The organism is Anaerococcus kampingae (assembly GCF_046365475.1).
In the GTDB taxonomy this organism is placed as follows: Bacteria; Bacillota; Clostridia; order Tissierellales; family Peptoniphilaceae; genus Anaerococcus; species Anaerococcus kampingae.
In genome coordinates this window covers 53,416-77,088 of the sequence record NZ_JBGMEF010000001.1, presented here as the reverse complement: position 1 = coordinate 77,088, position 23,673 = coordinate 53,416, and the positions used below count along the sequence as shown (strand labels likewise).

At 36.1% G+C, this 23,673-nt stretch carries 22 protein-coding genes; 1 reads left to right on the top strand and 21 read right to left on the bottom strand.

What is annotated here, in order from left to right; translation table 11 throughout:
* Nucleotides 1-20: 20 nt before the first annotated feature.
* The 12 genes from ACCQ42_RS00310 to ACCQ42_RS00255 form a co-directional block, all read right to left on the bottom strand.
* Nucleotides 21-1,679, bottom strand: a complete 1,659-nt coding sequence (locus ACCQ42_RS00310) for an amino acid ABC transporter ATP-binding/permease protein (RefSeq protein WP_410035024.1) — start codon at nt 1,677-1,679, stop codon at nt 21-23.
* Complete coding sequence (locus ACCQ42_RS00305) at nt 1,669-3,411, bottom strand: ABC transporter ATP-binding protein/permease (protein WP_410035023.1); 1,743 nt, start codon at nt 3,409-3,411, stop codon at nt 1,669-1,671. Before ACCQ42_RS00305 ends, ACCQ42_RS00310 begins: the two co-directional genes overlap by 11 nt.
* Before the next feature lie 189 nt (nt 3,412-3,600).
* Nucleotides 3,601-5,139 (bottom strand): 4Fe-4S dicluster domain-containing protein, encoded by a 1,539-nt coding sequence (locus tag ACCQ42_RS00300; RefSeq protein ID WP_410035021.1) that lies wholly within the window; start codon nt 5,137-5,139, stop codon nt 3,601-3,603.
* A 22-nt stretch (nt 5,140-5,161) separates the two neighbouring features.
* Nucleotides 5,162-5,470 carry a hypothetical protein gene (locus tag ACCQ42_RS00295; RefSeq protein ID WP_311531458.1) on the bottom strand — a complete coding sequence of 103 codons (309 nt, stop codon included), beginning with the start codon at nt 5,468-5,470 and terminating at the stop codon, nt 5,162-5,164.
* A gap of 74 nt (nt 5,471-5,544) precedes the next feature.
* On the bottom strand, nt 5,545-6,849 hold the full coding sequence (locus ACCQ42_RS00290; protein WP_410035020.1) for a sensor histidine kinase: 1,305 nt from the start codon (nt 6,847-6,849) through the stop codon (nt 5,545-5,547).
* On the bottom strand, nt 6,846-7,505 hold the full coding sequence (locus ACCQ42_RS00285) for a response regulator transcription factor (RefSeq protein ID WP_106460808.1): 660 nt from the start codon (nt 7,503-7,505) through the stop codon (nt 6,846-6,848). Before ACCQ42_RS00285 ends, ACCQ42_RS00290 begins: the two co-directional genes overlap by 4 nt.
* On the bottom strand, nt 7,506-8,123 hold the full coding sequence (locus tag ACCQ42_RS00280) for a PhoU domain-containing protein (protein ID WP_410035019.1): 618 nt from the start codon (nt 8,121-8,123) through the stop codon (nt 7,506-7,508).
* 4 nt (nt 8,124-8,127) lie between these two features.
* Nucleotides 8,128-8,883 carry a phosphate ABC transporter ATP-binding protein PstB gene (gene pstB / locus ACCQ42_RS00275; RefSeq protein WP_265212286.1) on the bottom strand — a complete coding sequence of 252 codons (756 nt, stop codon included), beginning with the start codon at nt 8,881-8,883 and terminating at the stop codon, nt 8,128-8,130.
* A 114-nt stretch (nt 8,884-8,997) separates the two neighbouring features.
* The gene (gene pstA / locus ACCQ42_RS00270) at nt 8,998-9,813 is read right to left on the bottom strand and encodes a phosphate ABC transporter permease PstA (protein ID WP_410035018.1); all 816 of its coding nucleotides are present in this window, start codon (nt 9,811-9,813) and stop codon (nt 8,998-9,000) included.
* A gap of 8 nt (nt 9,814-9,821) precedes the next feature.
* Nucleotides 9,822-10,685, bottom strand: a complete 864-nt coding sequence (gene pstC / locus ACCQ42_RS00265) for a phosphate ABC transporter permease subunit PstC (RefSeq protein WP_410035017.1) — start codon at nt 10,683-10,685, stop codon at nt 9,822-9,824.
* 1 nt (nt 10,686) lies between these two features.
* On the bottom strand, nt 10,687-11,625 hold the full coding sequence (locus tag ACCQ42_RS00260) for a substrate-binding domain-containing protein (protein ID WP_410035016.1): 939 nt from the start codon (nt 11,623-11,625) through the stop codon (nt 10,687-10,689).
* Nucleotides 11,626-11,765: 140 nt separating this feature from the next.
* Entirely contained in the window at nt 11,766-13,151 is a 1,386-nt protein-coding gene (locus ACCQ42_RS00255) for a uracil-xanthine permease family protein (protein WP_265212144.1), read from the bottom strand.
* Between the two features lie 295 nt (nt 13,152-13,446).
* Here ACCQ42_RS00255 and asnA point away from each other — a divergent pair, with 295 nt between their 5' ends.
* Entirely contained in the window at nt 13,447-14,454 is a 1,008-nt protein-coding gene (asnA, locus tag ACCQ42_RS00250) for an aspartate--ammonia ligase (protein WP_265212146.1), read from the top strand.
* 38 nt (nt 14,455-14,492) lie between these two features.
* Here the strand turns inward: asnA and recQ are convergent, their stop codons facing one another.
* From recQ to ACCQ42_RS00205, 9 genes are read right to left on the bottom strand one after another with little or no spacing between them, the layout of a single operon-like run.
* Nucleotides 14,493-16,295, bottom strand: a complete 1,803-nt coding sequence (recQ, locus tag ACCQ42_RS00245; RefSeq protein ID WP_410035015.1) for a DNA helicase RecQ — start codon at nt 16,293-16,295, stop codon at nt 14,493-14,495.
* A 34-nt stretch (nt 16,296-16,329) separates the two neighbouring features.
* On the bottom strand, nt 16,330-17,520 hold the full coding sequence (locus tag ACCQ42_RS00240) for a DUF4097 domain-containing protein (protein ID WP_265235929.1): 1,191 nt from the start codon (nt 17,518-17,520) through the stop codon (nt 16,330-16,332).
* A complete protein-coding gene (locus ACCQ42_RS00235) occupies nt 17,510-17,902 on the bottom strand; it encodes a hypothetical protein (protein ID WP_106460817.1) in 393 nt (130 codons plus the stop codon). Before ACCQ42_RS00235 ends, ACCQ42_RS00240 begins: the two co-directional genes overlap by 11 nt.
* Nucleotides 17,899-18,639 (bottom strand): tRNA pseudouridine(38-40) synthase TruA, encoded by a 741-nt coding sequence (truA, locus tag ACCQ42_RS00230; RefSeq protein WP_410035014.1) that lies wholly within the window; start codon nt 18,637-18,639, stop codon nt 17,899-17,901. Before truA ends, ACCQ42_RS00235 begins: the two co-directional genes overlap by 4 nt.
* Nucleotides 18,633-19,430, bottom strand: a complete 798-nt coding sequence (locus tag ACCQ42_RS00225; RefSeq protein ID WP_265235933.1) for an energy-coupling factor transporter transmembrane component T family protein — start codon at nt 19,428-19,430, stop codon at nt 18,633-18,635. The genes truA and ACCQ42_RS00225 overlap by 7 nt, the downstream gene beginning before the upstream one ends.
* On the bottom strand, nt 19,423-20,280 hold the full coding sequence (locus ACCQ42_RS00220) for an energy-coupling factor transporter ATPase (protein WP_106460820.1): 858 nt from the start codon (nt 20,278-20,280) through the stop codon (nt 19,423-19,425). The genes ACCQ42_RS00225 and ACCQ42_RS00220 overlap by 8 nt, the downstream gene beginning before the upstream one ends.
* A complete protein-coding gene (locus ACCQ42_RS00215; protein WP_410035013.1) occupies nt 20,277-21,098 on the bottom strand; it encodes an energy-coupling factor transporter ATPase in 822 nt (273 codons plus the stop codon). The genes ACCQ42_RS00220 and ACCQ42_RS00215 overlap by 4 nt, the downstream gene beginning before the upstream one ends.
* Before the next feature lie 8 nt (nt 21,099-21,106).
* A complete protein-coding gene (locus tag ACCQ42_RS00210) occupies nt 21,107-22,522 on the bottom strand; it encodes a L,D-transpeptidase family protein (RefSeq protein ID WP_410035012.1) in 1,416 nt (471 codons plus the stop codon).
* Nucleotides 22,519-23,652 carry a THUMP domain-containing class I SAM-dependent RNA methyltransferase gene (locus ACCQ42_RS00205; RefSeq protein ID WP_410035011.1) on the bottom strand — a complete coding sequence of 378 codons (1,134 nt, stop codon included), beginning with the start codon at nt 23,650-23,652 and terminating at the stop codon, nt 22,519-22,521. The genes ACCQ42_RS00210 and ACCQ42_RS00205 overlap by 4 nt, the downstream gene beginning before the upstream one ends.
* Nucleotides 23,653-23,673: the final 21 nt, after the last annotated feature.

Genomic DNA, 23,673 nt, shown 5'->3' with positions numbered 1-23,673 from the left:
TTATAAAGGACAAATATATGCTAAGATTTCCTCATTGACTCTATTTTTATTTTTTCATCTGCAATTGATAAGCTAGATAGGTTATGGCTTACCAGAAGGATGGTCTTATTCTTACTGGCCTTTTTTATTGACTTAAGTATTGTCGCCTCGTTTAAGATATCAAGATTAGATGTCGGTTCGTCAAAAAGCATAAGGTCTGCATCATGGAGAAAGGCCCTGGCTATTCCAATTCTTTGCCTTTCTCCAGCTGAAAAGCTATCTCCAAGCTCTCCTGCCAAAGTGTCATAGCCATCAGGGAGAGATTCTATAAATTCATGGATTGAAGCTTTTTTAGCAGCTTGTTTTATTTCTTCATCACTTGCCCCAATTTTTCCAATTCTTATATTATCTTTTAGGCTGATATTGAATATATGAGTATCTTGACCCAAGAGAGCTTGCATTTGCCTTAAGTTTTTGCTTGGGATATTTTGTATATTTTCTTCATTTATTTCTATCTTTCCAGAATCAACATCCCAAAATCTCATCAATAACCTAAGTAGAGTTGACTTACCTGAGCCGCTTTTACCATATATAGCCAAAATTTTATTTTTCGGTATATCCAAAGATAAGCCTTCTATAATTTTTTCATCTTTGTAAGCAAAGGAAATATCAGAAATACTTGCGCTTTCAAATTTTTCCATGTCTAAATATCCTTCGACTTCTTTTACAAGGGGATCTTCTTCTAAGAGGTCTAAAATCCTATCACCACTAGCAAGGGTGTGGGATAAGATATTGCCTAGGTTTGATAGGGCTACAAAAGGTCCAAAGCTTGAAAACATAGCAAGGACTGGAATAACAACTCCCTTTATGTCTATGATTTTATTTTGAAATAGGTAGACTGATAAAATTAACATCAAAAAGCTAAAAACTAAGATCAAAGCCCCTATCATAGCTTCTGATTTTGATTTTAATATATCGAGTTTGTTGGCAGTTTTTCTTAGAGACCTGGATTTATTTCTTAGGGTCTTTAGCTTAGAATCCCTAAGGTCAAATTGCTTTACCTCGTCTATATTTCTGATTGTTTCAAGAACAAAGGAATTTAAGTCTCCATTTTTATTTCTTAGATTAAGCCCTAGTTCAGAATTTTTTCTGCTAATAAAATATGGACAAAGGACGCCAAGACTTAGGTAGGCCATTAAGGCAAGGAGGGCTTGGTAGATTGAAAAGCTCCCTATAAATATTTCCATAAATATCATATACAAAATCGCTATGGCTATTGGGGAAATGGTATGGGCATAAAATACCTCCAAAAGCTCTATATCTGATGTAATAAGACTTATAAGATTGCCCCTATCCTTGCCTGATAGTTTTGCAGGAGCTAGGCTTCTCATTTTCTTAAAAACTAAGTGCCTTATCTTTGCTAAAATTTTAAAGGCCAGGTAATGATTGGCGTATTGCTCTATATAGTGGAAAATCCCCCTTAAGATTGCAATAGTAAACATTAGCTTGATAAAGAAAATATTCCTACCATCATTATTTATATTAGCTAAAAGACCGTATCCTGCAAAAATCGTGACAAAACTTGCACACAAATGACCAAGCGTTCCAATAAAGGCTGCTATAAACATATATATTTTTAGGTCCCCTACAAGGCCAATCATATTTTTCATGACCACAAGACCACTTCTTCTATTTTTCATTTCCTACCCCCTTAGCGTAAGAGCAAAGCTCTTCTTGCTTATCAAAGATATTTTTATAAGGCTCACAAGACTTATAAAGACTTTCATGGTCACCACTTGCCTTAATTTCTCCATCTTCGAGAAAATAAATTATATCGCTATCTACAAGATTTATAAGCTTGTGTGAGATGATAAGGACTGATTTTTCCTCGGCAAGCTTTCTTATCACTTTCATTATCTCTCTTTCATTTTCCCCATCTATATTACTTGTTGCCTCATCAAAGATATATAACTTAGCCTTAAAAAGTAGAGCCCTAGCAAGGGCTAGTCTTTGCCTTTGACCTCCTGATAGGTTTGAAGCTTCTTCTAAAATAGGAGTATCAAGACCTGAAAGGCCTTCAAAAAATTCATACAAATTAACTCTTTTGAGGGCCCCTATAATATCTTCATCGCTTAGAGCAGGATTCGCTATAGATAAATTTTCCCTGACATTTCCCTTAAAAAGTCTTGCATTAAAATCTATATTTACAATGTTTTTATTGAGATTGTCTGGAATATAAAAAGTTTTTTCTATATCATTTAGTAGAATTTCCCCACTATAAGTAAGCTTTGAATCTTTTATTAGCCTAGCTATAGTTGATTTTCCAGAACCACTGACTCCAACTAGACTTGTTAGCTGATTTGGCCTTATATCAAAACTTATATTATCCAGAATTTCCCTCTTATCGTCATAAGAAAAACTCACATTTTTAAAAGATATACCAAGCTTATCTTCCTTTATTATTTCTTTGCCAACTTCCTCACTATCGCTATCTATAAGGGCCATCAGCTTATTAGAAGCTGCTATACCATTCATAGCTATATGGAAAAATGACCCTAACAACCTAAGAGGTAGGAAAAATTCTGCCGCTAGTAGGATTATAAAAGTAAGACCAAATATATTTATAGAATTTTTTGAAAATTCCAAGATAGCAATGCCAATGCCTGCAGCTGTCCCACCATAGGCTATTATATCCATTATGGATGTGGAATTAAGCTGCATGAGTAGGACTTTCATGGTAGCTTTCCTAAATTTTTCTGCAAAGTCATCCATCAAATTTTGTCTAGACTCATCTGCATCATAGATTTTTAATTCAGTAAGGCCTTCTAGGTTTTCTAGAAAAATATCGGCTAAGTTGGTATAAGATGTCCAGTAAGAACCTAATAATTTTTTGGCTATCTTTTGTACCAGAATTATTGATACGGGAATAAGTGGCAGGCACAAAATCATGCAAAGCGCTGCATCTATGCTTATGTATCCTATAAATATGAAGATAATAAAAGCTGCCAGGAAGCTATAATAAAGTTGAGGCAAGTAGGATGTAAAATATATTTCTAGCTGGTCTACTCCCTCTACAGATAATTGTAAAAGCGATGATGTTGATAGTTTATCCCTATAATTTATCCTATCATCCATCATTTTCTCAAAAATTATCTTTCTCATCTTCTCTTTGATAGCCTTAGTAGAAATAAAGGCTATGCGGCTTGCCATATATTGACTAAAAAGTTTTATAGATATGAGCAAAAATCCAAATAAAACTATTTGCCAAAGAGATATTTCTTCAAGTCTGTTTCTTAAAAGACAGGAAAGAGTCTGGCTAAAGATTGAGACTATTCCGATTTGCATGAGCAAGGACAAGATTCTAAAAAATAAATTCCAATAGAGGTATTTTTTTGATCCTTGCAAGATTTTCATAAGTTTCTTATTAATCATATGCTTTCCTTTATATATTGATTTACAAGGTTCTTTGAATATCGAACATTGTTCATTTTTATTTTATCATATTTTTAAAAAGCCTGCAATTGATTTTCACTATCAGATTTTTCAAGGAATTCTTATAATTTTGACCAATAAAAAATGACAGGCAAAGTTAATGTCTTTGCCTGTCATTTATAATAATTTTTAGTCTTCTTTTGTTACTTGTAATTTGCTATCATCTGGCCTATCTTCAACTGGGATATTGGTATTATCTGCTGGAGATTTGAAGATTGATTCTTTAGAGAAGGCTAGTACTGCCTTGCCGCTCTTTCTATTATCAACTACTGTACCAGGACCGCCTACACAGCCTCCCATACAAGCCATTCCTTCGATTAGCTTGCCATTCATCTTGCCAAGTTTAGCCATTCTTGCCAGTTTGACACAGTCAGCTAGACCTTCTGCATTTTCCATTTCTACTTTTACATCAGGATCTATTTCGTGGATTCTCTTTTCAACTGCCTTAGCTACTCCACCGCTTACTGCGTAGTATCTACCTGTTTCTGAAGCATCCATGATTTCATCTTCTACTTCTATCTCAGCTGGCTCAATACCTTTGGCAAGGAGCATTCCTAGAAGCTCTTCGTAGGTTATTACAAAGTCTATTACCTCAGCTACTTCTGGTTCTAGGGCTTCAAGCTTTTTAGAAATACATGGTCCTATGAATACTACTTCGCAATTTGGATCACGTTTTTTCATTTGCTTACCTGAGTAGATCATTGGTGTTGATGATTCTGAAATCTTGTCGTTAATGTCTGGGAAGTTCTTCCTTACCATAAGTTTCCAAGAGAAGCAGCAGGATGTACCCATAAATGGAATCTTGCCTGTTGGTACAGATTCTAAGAATTCGTGTGCTTCGTTCATGGTTGTAAGGTCAGCACCAAGTCCTACTTCTATCATATCATCAAAGCCTAGCATTTTAACAGCTTCTCTAATTTGTTTTGGGCTTACATTTGCTCCAAATTGACCTACGAAGGATGGAGCTACTATTGCATATACTTTTCTATCTGATTGGAGGGATTTTATTAATTGATAAATTTCTCCCTTATCTGAGATGGCACCAAATGGGCAGGTTATGATACATCTACCACAAGCTACACACTTATTTTCATCTATTGATGCACGACCTAGTTCGTCTGATTTAATTGCCTTAACACCACAAGATTCTGCACAAGGTCTCTTTTGGTGGTTGATTGCATTATATGGACAAGCATCCACGCACTTGCCGCATTTGATACACTTATCTTGGTCAATTACAGCACCCTTTGCTGAATAGCTGACTGCGTTTTTAGGGCAGACATTTACACATGGGTGGCCTATACAAGCGTGACATTGGTCTGTAACTGTTACCTTGTTTTCTGGACAAGCTTCGCAAGCAATTTTGATAACTTGTACTAAAGGTGGGTGGTAGATTCTTCTGTCGACATCCATTCCATCTAGGCCTGCTGTTATGGCTTCTGTCTTGTCAGCTGTCCTTGCATCAAGACCTATACACATCCTTAGTCTCTCGCCCATTACAGCTCTTTCTCTAAAGATATTTTCCCTGTAAGATGCTTCCTCACCTGGAAGTATGTTATAAACTTCTAGTCCAATATCTGTTAGTGGCCTATTTTCGTAGGCAATTTTTGCAACTGCCTCAAAAGCCATCCTTCTTATGTTTAATATATCTATGTACGATTCTTTCATTATTACCTCAACTACTTATTTTTTACTTATTCTTTGCTTTTTTCTTAGCCTTCCTATCAACATTGATAGTGCTATACATCTTATCCATCAATACTTCTGGTTTTGCTTTTGTTATGTATTCGTCATCAATTTTGACAATTGGTGATAATCTTTTTGAATCTTCAACTTCATCCATTATGTTTGCGTAGATTATTTCAATCTCTGGAGCATTACCTAGATCATCTACTTCGTAAGCAACTTCCACATCCCTTTTTACTATTTCAGCTGAATCATGTAAATATTCATTGCCGTGGGCAGTACACCTAGCACATGAGCATATAGTTACCTTCATTTTATTCTCCTTTTTATTTAGTCCTACTATGATTGTAACAAATTTAACACTTTATTTCAATATGGATTTGCATTTTATTCTAAATTTATATTAATGATAAAGGTAGAACCCACTCCCAGAGTGCTTTCTAAACTTATATCCATTTCTAAATAATCTGCTATATGTTTGACTATAGATAGGCCAAGACCAGTTGATTTTACCTTCCTGTCCCTAGACTTATCTACCACATAAAATCTTTCAAAGACTCTTTTGATGTCAGAATTTGCAATCCCTATTCCTGTGTCCCTTATACAAAGCTTTATAGAGCTTGCTTCGAGGATTGAATATATTTCAATTTCTCCGCCTTCCTTATTATATTTGATGGCATTTTCGTAAATATTTGATAAGAGGTCGACAAATAAAGATTTCTGGCTATAAATTTTAAAATTATCTAGGCGGTTTATTACTTTTATGGCCTTTTTATCAGATGCATTGGCAAATTTTTTGATTATTGTATCCATTTCATCTTTTAAATCTATCGGACTCTTGCTTAGTTCAAAGTCTCTCTCATCTAGCCTTGATATTTTTAGGATATCATCAATTATTTCTAAGAGTCTATTACCTTCTTCATAAATAATCTGAGCAAATTCTCTTATGTCTTTGTCTTTAGCTAGGCCTGTAGCAATCAGCTCTGCATAGCCATTTATTGATGTAAGTGGGCTTTTTAGTTCGTGGGTGACATTGCCAGAAAATTCCCTTCTCATTAGCTCTGCCTTCCTGGTTTCCGAATAATCTATGACTATGACTACAAAGCCCATCTTCCAGTCCTCGTTTATCGGGTCTATAAATAATTTTAGATGGTAATTATTTACGTCTATAGATAGGGATCTGGACTTAGATGTAAGCTTTACTTCCCTTACGGCAAGGAGGTAATCTTTTTTGTTGATTAGATTTTCTAGATGGACACTCTCATCCTTATTTAGGAAGGTCTTGGCAGATTCATTCATCATATCTACCTTGCCCTTGCTATCAAAAATGATAAATCCTTCTTCCATGTTTGATGTCATAGCCTTAAGCTGGTCAATCTTTCTTTCTAACATGGAGACTTTTTTTTCTAGTCTAACATTTTTATTTAATAAATTTCTATAAATCTTGCCCACATCTTCAAAATCATCGCCTATGTCTTTGAAATCATAATATTTATTGAAATCACTGACCTTGCTTGCATAGCTATCAAGTTTTTTATCTATAAAGAGGTGCGAACTAATTAAAATTGCAAGACTTCCTAGATAAAATATTAAGATATTTATGTAATCTTTGCTATATAAAGCTACAACCACAGCTAGGATGCTAGCTATGGTTGCTGATGTGATTAGGGATTTTTTAGTTAACTTTTTCATATTTCTCCAAATTTATAACCGAGATTTCTTACTGTCTTTATATATTTTCCCGCATCCTTTAGCTTGCTTCTTAAGCTTGCTATATGGACATCTACGGTTCTTGTTTCTCCTTGGTAGTCATAGCCCCAGATTTTTATTAGAAAATCATCCCTGGTTATGACATTACTTAAGTTGTTCATAAATAAATTTAGCATTTCAAATTCTTTGTAGGTTAGGTCAATTTTTTCCCCATCGACCTTGACCGTACGTTTTTTTGTGTTAATGCTTATGTTTTTGTAGTTGATATGGTCGGTATCTTTTTTGTTTGACCTTCTTAGGACTGCCTTGACCCTACTTAAAAGTTCTAGGATTGAAAAAGGCTTACTTATATAGTCATCTGCCCCACTTTCTAGGCCTAGGACCTTATCAAATTCATCGGTCTTGGCTGTAAGTATTATTACTGGCAGGTCAGAAAATTCTCTTATTTCCTTTAAAATTTCTATCCCGTCCTTGCCTGGCAGCATTAGGTCAAGAAGTAATAAATCGCAAGGCTTATCCCTTATGATATCTACTATATCGATTCCATCCTCAAAGGTCTTTAGCTCATAGCCCTTCTCACCCAGGGCGTAGGCTACTAAATTTCTTATTGCCTTGTCATCTTCAACTACATATATCATTTATAACCTCGTTGCTAATTCTGCTACTCTTCTTAGCCTATCTCCTAATCTTTCAAAGTATTTGAATAAGAGGATTTTATTTGACAATTCCACCGCTCCTATCTTATCGTCTTTGTTTAGTTTTGCTGTATAATTTATAGCATCTACAAATAATTTGTTGTTTATTTGGTCTTTTTCTATGGTTTTATGGGCTAGGTCCTTATCATCATTTACAAAAGCATTCATAGAATCAAGAGCCATTTTCTTTTCATTGGCTATGAATTCTTTTAAAAAGTTTGTCTCTTCTTCTGTAAGGTCGTATTCTTTTAGGATGGTCGCTGCCGATGTGAGATGGCTTGCTATTCTTTTTTGACTTGAGGCAAGCTTTATTTCCATTTGCAAAAACCTTAAATCGCTTGCTACCGGTTGCTGGAGGGCAAGGAGCTCAAAGCAGAAATTTTCTACCCCGCTTGCTCCCCTTCTAATATCATCGTAAAGCTCTATTACATGGTCTAAATTTTCTTTATTCTTGCTTTCCAAATATAGGTCAAATCTATCATAGGATATTAATATTAGCTGGTTGACCTTGCTTGACATTTCCTTGATTGAGTCTAGGTCGTTTATAAATCTACTTCTCATCATATCATCCAAACCTTCCTGTGATATAATCTTCAGTCCTCTTATCAGCTGGGTTTTCAAAGATTTTTTTTGTATCATCCATCTCTATAACTTCTCCTGTTAGGAAGAAGGCTGTTTGGTCAGAAATCCTCGCTGCCTGTTGCATGTTGTGGGTTACTATTACTATAGTGTAATTTTCTTTTAGCTGATCCATTAGCTCTTCTATGGCTGCTGTTGATATTGGATCTAGGGCACTTGTTGGCTCATCCATTAGAATTATTTCAGGATTTACTGATAGGGTCCTTGCTATACATATCCTTTGCTGCTGGCCACCTGATAGTGATAGGGCATTTTGCTTAAGCTTATCCTTTACCTCATCCCAAATTGCTGCAGATTTTAGGGATTTTTCTACGATTTCATCAAGACTATCCTTATCTCTGATTCCACTTATTTTTGGCCCGTATGTTATATTGTCATAGATTGATTTTGAAAAAGGGTTTGGTGATTGGAAGACCATGCCTACATTTCTACGAAGGGAGACGACATCCACATCTTTTTTGTAAATATCCTGCCCCTCTATTTCTATTAAACCTTCTATTTTACACGAATCAACAAGGTCATTCATCCTATTAAAGCATTTTAGGGTTGTAGACTTGCCACAGCCAGAGGGGCCTATGAAGGCTGTTACCTTGCCTTTTTTGATATCCATATTTATATTTTTTAAGGCCATGAAGTCGTCATACCATAGCTTTAGGTCCTTTACAAGGATTGATGTGCCCATGTCTTCGACTATCCTTTCCTTAAAAATTGATTTGTTTGATTTATTTATATCTTTTATTTCTTGATCTATATCTTTTTTACGAGACTTTTCTTTTATCTTTTCCATTTTATTCTCCTAAGCTTTGACTATTTTCTTGCTTATTTTTGCAGATAGGAAGTTTATTATCACTACAAAAACAAGTAGTAGGACCGCTGTGGCATAGGCTTCTTTTACATGCAGTCCCTCGCTTGATAGGACATACATGTGCACTGCCATAGTTCTTGCTGAGTCAAATAAACTTTTTGGTATTTCTGGGTGGGTTCCCATTGTATAGATTAGGGCTGCAGATTCTCCTACTATTCTTCCTGTTGATAGGAATATTCCCCCAAGTATTCCATCCATGGCATCTGGAAGTATTACCTTAAAGATAGTCTGGATTTTTGTTGCTCCTAGGGCTAGGGATGCGTGAGCCTGTAGGGGATTTACTGTAAGGATTGCCTCTTCTGTGGTCCTTATGATTGTAGGTAGGACCATGATGGCCGCTGTCAAACATCCTGCTAGGAGAGAATATTGCATTCCAAGGCCAAGACCAGTACTTGTTACAAAAAATAGGTAGCCAAATAAGCCATAAACTATAGATGGGATTGATGATAGGATTTCTGTTGAAAACCTAACTGCCTTTATTAAAAATTTGTTTTTTGCGTAATTTGATAGATAAATTGCCGTAAAGATTCCTACTGGTAGGGATACAAGTAGGGTTATTATAATTGTCATAAGGGTTGCTATCAAGGAAGGCATGATTGAGACATTTTCTGATGTGTATTTCAGAGAGAAAAGTCCCGGCGATATATTAGGTATGCCTTCAAATAGGATATAGGCGATGATGATTCCCGATACAGCATAGCCTAGGGTTGTTAGGGTCATGATTAGACCTTTAAATAATTTACTCATCTTAGCTCCTAAAATTTGCTTTCTGTTTTATTTCGTATGATATTAAATAATATGTTTATGATCAGGATAAAGCAAAAGAGGACCATGCCTGTAGCTATTAGGGCCTGCCTGTGCATACCTGATGCATAACCCATCTCTAGTACTATGTTTGTTGTTAGGGTTCTTGCTCCCTTTAGGAGGGATGTTGGCATCATAGGCTGGTTACCTATGACTAGGTAGACTGCCATGGTTTCACCTATGGCTCTGCCTATGGCAAGGATTATTGATGAAAATATTCCTGATTTGGCATATGGCACTAGGACCTTGGCAATGGTCTCTTCCTTGCTTGCTCCAAGGGCAAGGGATCCTGTCATAAAGGTCTTTGGCACCTGCCTTAGGGAGTTTTCTGAGATATTTACCATAGTCGGTAGGATCATGATAGCAAGGAGGAGGGATGCTGTGAGCATGTTCATACCACTTTTTACTCCAAATATATCCTTAACTAAAGGCACTAGAACCATCATAGCAAAGAAACCATATACTACTGATGGGATTGCTGCCATGAGGTTGATAAGTGACTTGAGCGAGCCGTATGATTTTTTGGAATAATAGGCCATAAAGATTGATATGGCTAGGCCAAAGGGTACTGCTATTAATGTTGATACTAAGGTTACGATAAGAGATCCTACTATCATTGGTTTTATACCAAATTTTGGATTGCCTGCAGTTGGTTTCCAAGTTGAGCCTGTGATGAATTTTAAAAGTCCGTATTCATTTACAAACTTCATACCCTCAGAAAATATGAAGAATATGATAAGTAAGATAAGAAATACGGACATCACTGCAGACAAGAGGAAAATTATCTCGCCGATTTTTTCCCTTATCTTTTCCATTTTACTTTCCTAATTCGCTTGTATTTGTGATTTCGCCCTTAAAGATTTGCTTTAATTGGTCTATGGTCAAATTTTCAAGCTTACTGTCTTTATTTACTATTACGGCTATACCATCTGTAGCTATTACCTCCACGGCTAGCTTGTCTTTTTCTTCATCTTTTAGTTCACGAGATGCCATTGCTATGTCAGCTGCCCCATCTATTACTGCTTCGATTCCTGCAGATGATCCAGTTGATTGGATTTCGATATTGGCTTCTGGATTTAGTTCCTTATATTTTTCTACCATTTTTTCCATAAGTGGGGTTACTGAGGTAGAACCTGCTACTGTGAGTGTTCCCTTAGCACCACTTGCCTGGTATTTTTCAGAATCCTTAAGTGGGACATAGCCTTCTTCTAGGCTTAGGGCTTGGGCATCTTCGCTTATTACAAATTTAAGGAAGTCTTTGGCAAGGTCTGATAATTCAGCTTCTTTGTAGGCAAGGTTAAATGGTCTAGAAATCTTATATTCGCCAGAAGCTATGTTTTCTTCTGTAGCCTCGACTCCTTCTACCTTAACAGCCTTAACTGTATCATTTAGAGAACCTAATGAGATATAGCCAATTGCTCCTTCATCGCCAGCTACTGTTTGCATAACAGCATTGGTAGAGTTTTGAACTACTGCGGCAAGGGTAGTCATGTCTTCTTTCTCGCCGTCTACTTCTTCTTCAAGGCCGACTAGCTCTATGAAGGCACCTCTTGTACCTGAGCCATCTTCTCTAGAAACTACAGTAAATTCGTAATCAGCTGCATCTGTCTTGCTTGCTGCTTCTTCCTTTGCTGGTTTCTCTGTAGCTGTTTCTGTTTTTGTTTCTTCTTTTGCCTGATCACCATTTCCGCATCCTGCAAGGATAAGACCTAGTGAAAGTGTTGCTGCTAAAATTTTTTTATTTGTAATTTTCATTTTTAACTCCTTAAAAGTTTTTCTTTCGATATCTATAATACTAGGCCAATACTAAATCCGTTTTAAGGTTATGTAAAATCTATGTAAAATCTAAAAATCCCCACAAAAAAAGACCATTTTACTGGTCTCTTTTAAAAAATTTAGCCTTCTAAGACTTCTTCAAGAGTTGATCCTTGCTTCTTATCTGCATCTGTTTCAGGAATCATTACATTCATCAAAATTGATGTGAGAGCAGCAAGGACTACTGGAGAAACCCCGATTGCATTTTTAAGAGCCTCTGGCATAAATGTTATGCCTGCAGATTCAGCTGTTGTAACTATGGTTGTAAAACCAAAGCCAATAGCAATTGCAATTCCTACTATAGAAGTGTTTCTCACTGTAAGTGGTTGTTCGGTTATCATCCTGATACCATTCATAGTGATGGCTGCAAATACTGAAAGGGTTGCGCCTCCTACTACTGGAGCTGGGATTGTTGTAAGTAGGGATGATATTTTTGGCATAAAGCCTGCTATAAGAATTATGAGTCCTGCTTGGAAAAATACCCTTCTATTTATAACCTTATTTACTGAAACAATACCAACGTTTTGTGAAAATGTAGCTGTTGGAAGACATCCTATAAAGGCACCTATAACATTTGCCACACCAAAACCTACAATTCCTCCCCTAAGCTCATCATCTGTTGGGTTTCTATCCATTCCTCCGATGGTGGTTGATGACATATCTCCAATTCCTTCTATACATGTAACCATAAAGATGATTACAAAGGAAATTATGGCTGATGGTTCAAATTTTATGCCAAAGTGAAGTGGTGCTGCTACTGATAACCAACCTGCTTCCCTAACTGGTGATAGGTCTACCATATCAAAGAAAAATGCTATGATATAGCCAACAACCATGGCAAATAATACTGAAGCAAGTTTAGTAATGCCCTTGCCAAAGTGGTTAAGACCAACATTTACAAGAAGGGTGATTATACCAACAAGCCAATATTGCCATGCTCCCCAACCTGGGGCCATAACTGATCCTGCTCCACCCATATTTGTAATAGCAACTGGATATAGGGTAAGGCCTATAGCCAAAACTACAGTTCCTGATACAAGAGGTGGGAAAAATGGTGTTATATATTTGAGGGCAAGACCGAACACTATAGAAACAATAGCTCCTATTAATTGACTTCCTAAAACTACGGCCACAATTCCTTCGGGACCTAGTGATTCAAATTGACCACAAAGGGCAATCATGGTTGGTACATATGGGAAGGCTACACCATAAATCATAGGTAATTTACTACCCAAAATCCCTATTGGATAAAGCATCAAAAATGAAGTGAGGGCTGATCCTATAAGGGCCATCTGTACAAGTATAATGCTATCAGCGTGACTTAGGCCTGCTGCATCAGCAAAGATCAAAGCAGGTGCTACACAACCTGCAATCATTGCGATTACGTGTTGTAAAGCTAGTGGGAAGGCTTCTTTGAAAGAAACTTTGCCTTCAAATTGAAACAATTCTTTAAATTTACTTTCCATTTTCTCTCCTATTTTATTTTGGACAAAGAAAAAGCCACCTACAGGTGACAAGCTTATTCATTTATCCTAGTTCTTTTTTTGAAATGGCTAGTATAAGTATGTATAAATCAAAAAATTTATTTCTACCATTTCTAGATAAGTTATACAGTTAAAATCCCTTAAGTCAAGTTATTTATAAACCTTATTTTTTATAGTAATTTCGAAAGAAAATTTTAGTTTTGTACAATTTTTATTTTCCTATAAAAGAAGTAAAATAGAAGAATAATAGCGAAAAATAGAAGATGGAGAATTAATAATGAAATTAGTAATACCAGAAGCCTACAAGTCAAACGAGGACCTTTACAGGACTCAAGTTTTAATAAAGGAAATAAAAGATTATTTTCAAATCAACCTAGCCAATAACCTAAATTTAAAAAGGGTATCGGCTCCCCTATTTGTATCAAGCAAATCAGGCCTAAATGACAACCTAAATGGCGTAGAAAAACCAGTATCATTTAACTTGCCAGAGGCTGATAACGAAGAAATGGAAATTGTCCATTCCCTAGCCAAATGGAAAAGATACGCCCTCATGGAATATAAATTTAAAACCCACGAAGGCCTCTACACAGACATGAACGCCATTAGAGCATGCGAAGAGCCTGATAATACCCATTCCTTTTATGTAGACCAATGGGATTGGGAAAAAATAATTAATAAAGAAGATAGGAATGAAGAATATTTAAAACAAACAGTAGAAATCATCTACAGGACCATGAAAAGTCTTGATGAATATCTTTGTGGTCTAATACCTACAAGAAGCAAACTTCTAACAGATCAAATTAGGTTTATTACCAGCCAAGAGCTTCTCGATATGTATCCTGACAAGGATCCCAAAGAAAGAGAAATACTAGCAGCAAAAGAATTTGGTTCAATATTCTTATTGCAGATAGGTTCTCTCTTATCAAATGGTGAAAAACACGATGGCAGGGCCCCAGACTATGATGATTGGCTCCTAAATGGAGATATAATCGTCTACAACCCAGTCCTTGACGATGCCCTAGAGCTATCATCAATGGGAATCAGGGTAGATAGCCATAGGCTTAATGAACAATTAAAACAATCAGGCAACCTTGATAGGCTCAAATACGACTATCACAGGCTCCTCCTTGATGACAAGCTCCCACAAACTATAGGTGGAGGAATCGGTCAATCAAGGCTTTGTATGTTCTTCTTACAAAAGGCTCACATTGGAGAAGTCCAAGTATCCTACTGGCCAGATAGTCAAAGAAGGACACTCGCCAACAAAGGAATCCAATTACTATAAAAAAATCGCTTAAAAGGCTCTTGCCTTCTAAGCGATTTTTAATTTTCTCGCAAATATTCTTTAATCTCTGCTATAAAAAGATCACCATACTGTATTAGTTTTTTCTCTCCGACTCCCTTTATCCTTAGGAATTCTTCCTCTGTCTTTGGCTTATTTATAGCCATGTCCTTTAGGGATTGGTCGGAAAATATTATAAATGGTGGGATTTTTCTTTGTTTTGAAAGCTCTAATCTTAGGCTTCTGAGCCTTTCAAATAGGTCTTCTTGGTCGGCATTTGCTAGATCCATTGACTTGTGCTTTTTGCTGGTTGATTTTTCTTCTTCTCTTTTTCTTATATAAAACTTATCTTTGGAAAATAAGATATCCTTTGATTTTTCTGTCAGGGCAAGGATTGGATAATCAAGACCATTGACCTTGATGTAGCCATATGCTAAAAGGGCTGCGACCATATCCTTGATTTCCTTTTGGCTGGTCTTGGCCATGATGCCAAAGGTTGAAATATTTTCTAAATTTTTCTCCCTTGAATTTTTATTTTTAGACCCCCTAAGGCAATCGACGACTGTATTTATCCCATATCTTTGGTCAAGCCTATAGATGCAGGATAGGATTTTTTGAGCATCAACAGTCTTATCGATTTTCTCGCTGGTCTCCAGGCAATTTGAGCAAAATCCACAGTCATTAATCGCATCTTGGCCAAAATATTCAAGTATATAAGACCTTAGGCACTTACTCGTATTTACATAATTTATGATAGTTTGGAGTTTTTCAAGCTGAATCCTCCTATAAGCCATATTATCAGTTTGGTTTATTAGGTGCTTATTTATGATTATATCTTGGGCTGAGTAGAGGAGGATACAGTCAGAGTTTTCCCCATCACGACCTGCCCTACCTGCCTCTTGGTAGTAGGATTCCATATCCTTTGGCATATTGTAATGAATTACAAAACGGACATTGGACTTATCTATCCCCATGCCAAAGGCATTTGTCGCTACGATTATATCTTTTTTATCAAAGATGAAGTCTTCCTGGGCCTTTTTTCTATCAAGCTCAGTCAGTCCTGCATGGTATTTGGTGGATTTTATGCCAAGAGCCCTAAGATTTCTATCTATATCATCGACTCTTTTTCTGGTAGATGCGTAGATTATGCCCGATTCATTTTCGTGATCTTTGAGATAGTCTCTCAAAAATTTGAGCTTTTCCTTGGGTTTTTTGATTTCAAACTTAAGGTTGGGCCTATCAAAACCTGTAATTTTGACAAAGGGATCCTTAAGTTTAAGATTTCTTATTATATCTTCTCTAACTTCTTTAGTGGCTGTGGCTGTAAAGGCTAGGATTTGTAGGTCATCACCTAGAATTTCGTAAAGCTCTGGTATTAACTTATAAGAAGGCCTAAAGTCATGGCCCCATTGGGATATGCAGTGGGCTTCATCAACTGCCACAAAACTTATGTTAATATCTTTTAAAAAGTCTCTAAAAAACTCATTTTCTAGCCTTTCTGGCGACACATATAATAGCTTTATTTCCCCATTTCTTACTTCTTTTAGGGTATTGACATAAGTCTCATAGTCCTGGCTTGAGTTTATAAAACACGCCCTTATCCCATCTTCCCTCAGGGCATCAACTTGGTCTTTCATTAAAGAAATTAAGGGAGAGATAACAATAGCTGTCCCATTCTTTATTAGTGCTGGCAACTGGTAGCAAATTGATTTGCCTCCACCGGTAGGTAGGACTCCGAGCACATCCCTTCCTTCTAGGATATTATTTATCAAATCCTCCTGGCCAGCCCTAAAGGAGTCATAGCCAAAGTATTTTTTTAGTTTGTCTAATATCTTTCCTGTCATATTTATCCTTAAAAAAATAATTAAGCCCTAGGACTTAATTATTTTCTTCATCACTATTTTCAATATTTGTATCATTTTGGTCTTCTGAGTCTGTTTGATCAGAATCTTCTTCAGATTCTTCTCTTTCTTTGTTTTCTCTTTCAGTCCTGTCGATGTTTTTCTCTAAGGCATTGTCTTTTGTTTTTTTAATCTTAGATTCATTTGTTAGGTACTCTTCATGTTCTAGCTTGGCTCCCTCGCCCCTATTAAAGACGATGTCACCAATTTTTGTTCTAAGGGTGACTTTATTTTTACCCTTATTTTCTGACTGGTAGCCATCTTTTATATTCCTATATGAAATATTGCCAAGAACGAAGTTACCCACTTCAAGATTTGCTGTAAGATCGTAGTTATCAATCTTATCCCTAGCATCTACTAAGATATCTCCTGTTTGAGTTTCAAAGTCTAGTCTGTTACCTAACTTGCTGTCAGTTATTTTTATATCACCTGTAGTAGTCTTAAGGATTGTGTTTGATATTTCACTCTTATCTAGGGAAATAGATCCTGATTCATTTGTGATAGAACCTTGGAAAAAGCCATTGTTTAAGCTAATATTTCCACTTCTTATCTTTAGGTCAAAGTTTTTAACTTCTAGGTCATCAATCTTTACATCACCTGCTCCAATTGAGCCCTTAATCTCTTCGATACCGCCTTCTGATGGCAAGAAAATCCTTACTATTGGAATTTTATCCTTCATGTAAAGATTTTTGCCCTCGATTTTGGACTTAAGTTTTAAAACTCCGCCCTCAAAGCTTACATCAAGCTTATAGGCATCATCTTCTCCCCTATATAATTGGGTGTATTCTATATAAGGATTTGTTGGTGACCTTTGGATTCTAACATCTGATGAACCAAGGTCAAAATCTATAGATTTGATTTGGTTTAAGTCAACCCTCATAATTCTTGATTGGTTGTAGGAATTTTCATCTATTTGACTGCTTGTAGAGGCATTTTTGATAGATGCATTCTTCCTTGAGCTAATCATAAATATTACAAGGCCTATAAGGATTACTGCAATTATCCCAAAAACTAAAGACCTCTTGTTAAGCTCATTTATACTCTTTAGAGGGTTAGGCAATTGAAATTCTGTATTGAATCTATTTTCCTTGTCTTTTTTACTTTCGAACTCTTCTTTTTTCTTATCTTCTATTAAATCTTCATCTATCTTTATCTTCTTATCGTCCACTGTCACCACCGCCTATATTTTGATTTACTAATATGCCAAAAGTCATTACAAATAGCCATCCCACGTAATAAAGGCTATTTGCTTTAACCATAAAATTTGCAAAAACTAATTCTAGTAGTTTTGAATTTATTTCTCCTCTTAGTAAATATTGTATCACAAAAACAAGAGAAAATACATTTATTAATGATATAAAAATCAAAAAAAATTGCTTTGTAACTACTAATTCATTTATTTTTATATAAAAATTTAAGATTAGGGTGAATATACTTATGAGGATTAGGTAGGCAAGAAATAATTCTTCTCTTACAAAAAATATAGAAGAGCCTATAAATATAAGGATTAGAAGAGCTTTTAACTCTTTAAATACATCTATTTTTATCAATATCTTACCTCCCATAAATAAAGCCCTGCTGGAGAAAGGGCTGGATTTGCTCTTTTTTTATTTTCTTTGTCAAAAAAGGCCCTAAATTCATCAAGACTTAACTTGCCTCTGGCAAGTTCTACTAGGCTACCTGACATTATCCTAACTTGGTTATGAAGAAATGAATTTGCCCTAAAAAATAAATTTAGCCTAGGAGCATCTTGACTAAAATAACAATCATCGATTGTCCTTATAGTATTTATCTTAAGGTCTGTATCTTCCTTCATAAAGAGCCTAAAATCATGGGTTCCTTTTAGGACATCAAGCCCCTCTTTTAACTTATCTAAATCAAGCCTATATGTTATATTTTCCATATAAAACCTGTATACTGGATGCATAAGACTATCTTGATAGATTACATACTTGTAGGTCTTATCTAGGCAAGAAAATCTAGCGTGGAAATTAAGGTCTACTTCCTTTGAAGAAAGGGCTAAAATATCATCAGGCAGATGAGCTTGGATATGGTAGGAAAAGGCCTTGGGATTTATATCAGATGCAGTTAGGAAATTAAAATAAAAACTCCTAGCATGTACTCCCCTATCTGTCCTTCCGCAAGCTATTATCCTGTTTTCTTCCCCACTTACCTTATTGACTGCCTTTTTTATTTCTTCTTCGATGGTTCTTACATCCTTTTGGTATTGAAATCCAGAAAAGCCTGACCCATCAAAGGCTACTTCCATCAGTACATTTTTTACCATACAAAATACATTACTATTATGATTAGACAAAAGATTGTAAAGCCAATTAGGCTTATCCAATCGATCTTTTTCATATGAATTTCATTTAATCTTGTGCGCTCTTCGCCTATCCTATAAAGCCTAGCTTCCATAGCTGTTGCAAGATCTCCTGATCTTTTTAGGGCATTTATAAACAAAGGCACAAGTAGTGGAACCATTGACACGGCCCTATCTATGATATTTCCACTTTCAAAGTCAGCTCCCCTTGCCATCTGGGCCATCTTTATCTTATTTGCTTCATCAAAGAGTGTTGGGATAAACCTTAGTGATATTGATATCATCATAGCAAGCTCTCCTGCTGGAAAACCAATCTTTTTAAGTGGTGAAAAGAGCTTTTCTAGACCATAGGTTAATTCCATTGGGCTTGTTGTGTAAGTTAGGACTGATGTTGATAAGATTATTAGGATTAGCCTTAAAATTGTAAAGGCAGTCCTATAGAGTCCTTCTTCAGTAAATTTAAGAGGTCCGACTGTAAAGATTACCTTGCCTGGTGTGGTTACAAGGTTAATTAGACCTGTTAGTACTATTATGAAAATTAAGGGCTTAAGGGACCTAAGGATTGACTTAAATGGTATCTTTGCAACTGCAAGCATAGCTATTAAAAGAATTACAAAGGGAATATAAGTGTAAAAGTCCTTAACAAAAAATATTGTAATTATATATAAAAATACCCCCACAATCTTAACTCTTGGGTCAAGCCTGTGGATGAAGGTATCAAAAGGTAGGTATTGTCCTATTGTAATATTAGCCATTCTTAGCTCCTAAGTGCTTGTAAAGTTCTTCTATCGCCTTATCAACTGTGTAAATTTTATCATCTACATCTGGATTTTTCTTCTTGTAGGCCCTCATAAATTTTGTAATTTGAGGTACATCAAGTCCGATTGATTCTAGGTCTACTTGGGTGAAGGTCTCAAAAGTTGACTTATCTGAGTAAACTTCTCCCTTGTTCATAACAATTACCCTATCAACATATTCTGCCACATCTTCCATAGAATGGCTAACTAATACTATCGAAAGCTCATCGTCATTATTGTATATATCTAGGATTTCAGAAAATATCTCATCTCGTCCTATAGGGTCAAGTCCTGCTGTAAGCTCATCTAGAACAAGGACCTTTGGATTCATCGAAAGGATTCCTGCGACGGCAACCCTTCTTTGCTGACCACCTGATATTTCAAAAGGTGATACATCCTTATAGGTCTCATAATCAAGGCCTACCTTAGCCATGGCAGATCTAACTCTCTTGTCAATCTCATCTTCCTTAAGGCCCATATTTTTAGGACCAAAGGCAATATCTTTGGCTATGGTTTCTTCAAATAGCTGGTTTTCTGGATATTGGAAGACTAGGCCAACCTTAAATCTGGCAGCCTTTCTCTTTGCCTTTTCCTTAGAATTTATTCCATCTATTATGACATCTCCATGACTTGGGATCAAAAGACCATTTAAAAGTTGGACTAGGGTTGACTTACCTGAGCCCGTTTGACCTATAAGGCCTATTATTTCTTTGCTATTTATCTCTAGGTTGATATCTTTTAGGGCATATACCTCATTTGGCAGGCCCTCGTTATAGATATAATCAACATCCTTTATTTCTATTTTCATATGCTTTCCAAAAACTCCTCAGCTGTAAGGGGTAGTCTATCAAATTTGACCCCTTTTTTTGAAAGTCCGTAAGCTACTTCTGTCACTTGTGGCACTGCTAGGCCTAGCTCTTTCATCTTATCTACTTGGGAGAAGACTTCTCTGCTTGTGCCCTCTAGGGCCTTTTTGCCCGAATCTAGGACTACTATCTTATCGGCAAGGACAGCCTCTTCCATGTAATGGGTAACGTAGATTATAGTTTTTTTGTAATCTTTATTTAAGCTTTGGATTAACTCAATTACATCCTTACGACCTTGGGGATCAAGCATGGCTGTTGGTTCATCAAAGATTATATAATCTGATAGCATGGCAATAACACCTGCAATTGATACCCTCTGCTTTTGGCCACCTGAGAGGTTGGATGGGTTTCTTTTCTTAAAGGCACTCATACCAACTAGGTCGATGGCCTTATCAACCCTTTGCCTAAGTTCAGGATGCTCTACCCTTAAATTTTCTGGCCCAAAGGCAACTTCTTCTTCGACAGTTGTGGCAACCATTTGGTTATCAGGGTTTTGAAATACCATTGAGCATTTTTTTCTTATCTCCCACTGGTTTTCTTCATTACTGACTATCCCATCGATACTTATTGTGCCTGCACTTGGCGAAATTTGAGCATTCAAGAGCTTGCCAAGGGTGGACTTGCCTGAGCCGTTGTGGCCCAAAATTGCTACAAAGTCCCCCTTTTCTATATCAATGGATATATTATCCAAAGCTGTCTTTCCTTCTGTTTCTTCGTCTATACCTGGGTAGGTATAGGTCACATTTTCAATTTTTATCATCTTTCTTCCTAATAAGACATAGCTGGACTGTTGCTTGTGCTTGATTCATATACAACTACCGGTAGGCCAAATGGTACCATTTCAAATAGCTTGGCTGCCATTGCTGGTGGCATATTTAGACAACCGTGGCTGCCGTTTGAAAAATAAATTCCACCACCAAAACCGCCTCTCCATGGAGCATCGTGGAATCCTTCTCCATCCCATCCTATTGGCATCCAATAAGATACTGGGGTTGCATACCTTCCACCATTCATATCTGCACCCTTGAGGGTTGTATTTCTTTGTTTAGATTGGATTGAACCTACACCTACGTTGGTTGCCCAGGTAGTGGATGTAGGTAGACCTGATACTATTGATGTTTCTAAAACTATGTTTCCATCTTGATAATACCACATATATTGTCTTGATAGGTCTACTTCTATATAGCTATCGCCTAAATCTCCACCATCTTCATATCTAGCATAGCCAGCCCTTTGATAAACTGGTTCTATCTCTCCAGATTTTCTAGTGTTGATTAGTTCATATACCTTATCTATTGTTGCTGCTTGGTCTAAGATAAAACCGTAAACTCCTGGATTTACAGTAATCTTTCCTATGCCAGTTGCAGAAAATGTTCTGTTTTTGCCATAGGTATTGGTTTTATCAGCTACTTCTTCAATAAATTTAGCAAGTCTATCATAGTTTAATTCAAAGCTTGTTCCATTTGTATCAAACATATCGACAAGTTCTTGTCCTTCAAGCTTTATGTCAAATCCATTGAAGTTGAATTTTACTTTTAAACCCTCTATTGTCTTTCCATCTGCTAATAATTTTTCTAATTCTTTTGAATTATTTTTAACTTGAGGATTGATATAATCACTATCATCTAGGACTATTTCTTCCTTGTGAGAATAAATAGCATCCTTTATTTTTGCATCAAGTTTGTTAGGGTCGATCATATTTCCCATTACTTCTGGTATTATTGTAAAGGCCCCGTCGTTGTATTTTAAACTTGCATTTTCTGGCTTTGTAACATTTGTCATAAGGGCAGATGTACTTACGAGTTTTTCTAATTTTTTCTCATCATATTTTATATTATAATCAAAAGTAAATTCATCATTCGCAACTTTTGCAAAGGCTAGTGGCCATTTGAATGGGTTTTGGTCAATAGATGCTGATTCTGGGATTGATGCCTTATAATCTACATCTTTAAGGTTGATTGTTGTAGCTCTTTCATCCCTGCCTTTGATATTTATAGAAAAGCTTTCAGCTGGTTTTTTTAAAGCTTCTTCTTTGGATGCATATGATATGTCCCTACCATTTACAAAGGTATTTGGAAGGGCTATAAAAGCAAAGACCACTGTTACTATTAAATATAATCCTATTATTACAAGTAAGCCTATTAAAAGTCCTCTAGACTTCTTGTTGTTTCTTTCGTCTGTCAAAAGTCCTCCTTGCTTGGTTTTTTGCCATAATATTGGTAGAAATCTACCTTTTGGCCACCATTATATAACTTTCTTTTTCTAGATAATTTCCTCTTAAATTTCCTATCAAACTTATCATCTGCGCTTATAAAATATAAAGACCAGGTGTCAAGCCTTGCTAGCTTGTTGTTTATCTTTTTATAAATTTCGTCCATATTTATGTCAGATAGCCTAAGTCCGTAGGGTGGATTGGATATAAATATACCGTAATCATCCTTAAGTGCCACAGATGAAATATCTCTTGTTATAAAAGATATATCTTCTTCTACACCGGCATTTATGGCATTTTGCTTGGCAAGACTTATGGCCCTGCCTGATATGTCTGAGCCTAAGATATTTAGCTTTTTAGAATAATCTATCCTTGCTAAGGCTTCTTTTTTAGCATCTTGATAAACTTCAGGCCCTATAAATTTAAATTTATTAAAGTCAAAGTCCCTATCTATGCCAGGGGCTATATTTCTAGCTATCCTTGCAGCTTCTATAAGGATTGTCCCCGACCCACAAAAGCCATCGAATAAAAATCTTTCTGGCTTATAAAAAGATAGGTCTACAAGGGCTGCCGCAATATTTTCCCTGAGGGGTGCCTTTACCGAATCTTCTCTATATCCTCTCTTATGAAGACCCTCTCCAGATGTATCAAGGCAGATACTTGCCCTATCCCTATCTAGCATTATCTCGATTTTGACTCTTTCGGCTGATTTTTCAAAATGTTTGACCTTATAAAAGGCCCTTAACTTATCTATTATGGCCTTTTCGCTTATAGATTGGATTGACCTTAAAGAAAATAGCTTAGACTTGTAGGTCCTTGCATTTACTATAAAATTGCTGTCCTTATTTAAGATATTTTGCCAAGAAATTTTATTTACTCCCTCAAAGAGTTCTTCAAAATCTCTTGCAATGAATGATCCTATTTCTAGAAAGATCCTGTCTGCATGCCTTAAATTTATATTTAGTTTTCCTAAGTCGCTAATCTTGCCATTTAAGACAATCATCCCATCACTTACTTCAAAATCTTCATAGCCTAAATCTCTTAGTTGAAATTTGACTAGGCTTTCAAGGCCGAAGCTTGTGGTAATTAGTATTTTTTCCATAGTTTTATTATAACAGTTTTT